Source organism: Sphingomonas sp. (assembly GCF_031380695.1).
Taxonomy (GTDB): Bacteria; Pseudomonadota; Alphaproteobacteria; order Sphingomonadales; family Sphingomonadaceae; genus Sphingomicrobium.
Map to the genome: position 1 here is coordinate 1 of NZ_JANMWY010000122.1, position 1,904 is coordinate 1,904.

Annotated in this window: 3 protein-coding genes and 1 rRNA gene; 2 read left to right on the forward strand and 2 right to left on the reverse strand. The window is 63.1% G+C overall.

Features of this window, described 5'->3' with window-relative positions:
• Together RMN84_RS04480 and RMN84_RS04485 are read right to left on the reverse strand one after the other, a co-directional pair.
• Window positions 1–119, reverse strand: a 16S ribosomal RNA gene (locus RMN84_RS04480); the annotation flags it as partial.
• Between the two features lie 562 nt (window positions 120–681).
• Window positions 682–1,110 (reverse strand): CBS domain-containing protein, encoded by a 429-nt coding sequence (locus RMN84_RS04485; protein WP_309611003.1) that lies wholly within the window; start codon window positions 1,108–1,110, stop codon window positions 682–684.
• A gap of 76 nt (window positions 1,111–1,186) precedes the next feature.
• On the opposite strand from RMN84_RS04485, the gene RMN84_RS04490 reads away from it, so the two are divergent.
• Both RMN84_RS04490 and RMN84_RS04495 read left to right on the forward strand, forming a co-directional pair.
• Entirely contained in the window at window positions 1,187–1,471 is a 285-nt protein-coding gene (locus RMN84_RS04490; RefSeq protein ID WP_309611004.1) for a hypothetical protein, read from the forward strand.
• Window positions 1,468–1,851 (forward strand): acyl-CoA thioesterase, encoded by a 384-nt coding sequence (locus RMN84_RS04495; RefSeq protein ID WP_309611005.1) that lies wholly within the window; start codon window positions 1,468–1,470, stop codon window positions 1,849–1,851. The genes RMN84_RS04490 and RMN84_RS04495 overlap by 4 nt, the downstream gene beginning before the upstream one ends.
• The last annotated feature ends 53 nt before the right edge of the window (window positions 1,852–1,904 follow it).

Sequence of the window (1,904 nt, forward strand, 5' to 3'; positions counted from 1 at the left end):
GGGCAGATTCCCACGCGTTACGCACCCGTGCGCCACTAGACCCGAAGGTCTCGTTCGACTTGCATGTGTTAGGCATGCCGCCAGCGTTCGTTCTGAGCCAGAATCAAACTCTCAAGTTGATGTACGATCCGATCGGGTGGAATATCCCAACCGGACCGGCATCTCCGGGAGCCGTTCCTGCACAAATATACAAACTGGTGTGTTTGCGTATCAGGACATCTGTTTCCACTGCCAGCCGAAACCGACAATAGTCACATAAAGGAACGGCTTAAATTTAACCGATCGACCTGAACCCGGAGGTTCCAGGAGACCGGGCCGCCGCCCACATGTCCCTTCATCTAAACCAACAATGTCAAAGAGCCACGCGTCTTATCCCCCGGTCCTTGTGAGCCCGGGCATCGGTGTGCCGACTAAAAGAGACGCAAAACAAAGACCGACCCATACTGGGCCCGCCCCCGCTGCTGTGAAGCGGCATATATGGCAGGCTTTTCAGCCCGTCAACGCCTTTTTGCAGTTTCATTGCAAAGTCGGCGAAGGCTCCATCGAGACCGCTTCCGGGTGACCTGCCGAAGCCGGCCGCCCGTTGTGCCGCCTCCAATAGGCCCGTGCCGCCGGGTGGCAACCCCCCGAATCGCATCAGATGGAAAAGTCGTTCCAAATTCGCGGGTGAAAGTAACGCGGCTAGGCGCTCTGGATGTAGGAGCGCATCGCCGCCGCCTCATGTTCGATTGAATCGATGCGATATTTGACGAGGTCGCCGATCGACACGATCCCGACCAACTGCCCGCCGGTCATGACCGGCAAGTGGCGAAACCGCTTCTGCGTCATCAGCGCGAGGGCAGTCAGCACCGGAGTCGTCGGCTCCGCACTGATCGCCGGCGCACTCATCGCCGCCGACACCGGCTCGTCGAGCGCTGCCGCCCCGCGCTTGCCGAGGCAGGTGACGAGATCGCGTTCCGAGAAGATGCCAACGACCGCTCCCCCTTGGGTCACGACCAGTGCGCCGATGCGCTTGTCCGCCAGCTGGGCGACCGCCTGCGCCAGACGAACCGCCGAATCGACCGTGGCGACGTCGCCGCCCTTGGTGGAAAGGATTGCCGCGATGGTCATTCCGCCTCCAGTCTTACGCGACTCCGTGGTCGTCGCAGGGTTGATCGTGTCACGCTCTGCCGCCAAAGGGAAGCGCATGCCTCGCCCTGACCTCGTCCCGACACCGCGAGCCCGAGCTCTGCGGAGGTTCGGACGGACGATGCGGTGGATGGCGCTGGTGTCGATCGCCTGTGCGGGCATCGCAGTCTGGCTGGTCGCGCGTGACGAGCCTGAGCTCCATCTCCACATGCTGATCGCGACCGGGCTCGGCGTCGGGTTGACCGTGCTGCTCGCCACCGCGCTCATCAGCCTCGCCTATCTCAGCAGCTCGAGCGGCCACGACGAACAGGCTCATTATCCGCCTGAGAATGACGAGCTATGACCGACCAGCGGCGTGTACCGATCCTGCGCGTCGTCCCGGGGCCGAGCGACATCAACGCCAATGGCCATATTTTCGGCGGCTGGGTGCTGAGCCAGATGGACATTGCCGCCGGCATCGTCGCGTCGCGCCGCGCCCGGGGATCGGTCGCGACGGTGGCGATCGAGCGGATGGAATTCATCAGACCGTTCCACCTGCGCGACCTGATCTCGGTCTATGCCGAAGTCGAACGGGTCGGGCGGACATCCATGCAGATCCGCATCGACGTCGTCGCCCAGCGCGATCGTGGCGAGACCGAGGTTGTCGTGACCAACGGCTTGTTCACCTTCGTCGCAATCGACGAGCAGGCACGGCCGAGGCCAGTCGACTCGCCGGAAGGTTAAGCGACGGGAGCGGTTTCGGCGTCGCCTTCAGGTCGCGGACGGCGGACGCGGCG